Below are 238 nucleotides of genomic sequence, written 5' to 3'. Positions count from 1 at the left end.
GGGTGGTAGGAGTTTAGTGGCGCTTAGAGTGGTTTGGGAGGAAGTTGGTGTGAGTGTAAAATGGGAAGAGAAAAGGAAGACGGTTAGCATGTGATGGTGATATGGTATGATATATAGGGGAAAGGATAGAAATGGAGTGGAAGAAAGGTGGATTTAGAAGGGGATGGGATAGAGGGGGTGATTAAAAACGCGATAGAAGTGATGGAAAAGAGCAAATATGAAATGTTGGAAATTATGG

1 protein-coding gene is annotated in these 238 nt (G+C 42.4%); it reads left to right on the top strand.

Features of this window, described 5'->3' with window-relative positions:
• Window positions 1-16 precede the first annotated feature (16 nt).
• Window positions 17-94 (top strand): hypothetical protein, encoded by a 78-nt coding sequence (locus FS628_RS33390; RefSeq protein WP_369008927.1) that lies wholly within the window; start codon window positions 17-19, stop codon window positions 92-94.
• The last annotated feature ends 144 nt before the right edge of the window (window positions 95-238 follow it).

The sequence above is a fragment of the Paenibacillus xylanexedens genome, from assembly GCF_007676705.1.
Classification (GTDB): Bacteria; Bacillota; Bacilli; order Paenibacillales; family Paenibacillaceae; genus Paenibacillus; species Paenibacillus xylanexedens_C.
Note: the sequence above shows the minus strand (reverse complement) of the source record. Positions and strands in the feature narration are given on the sequence as shown.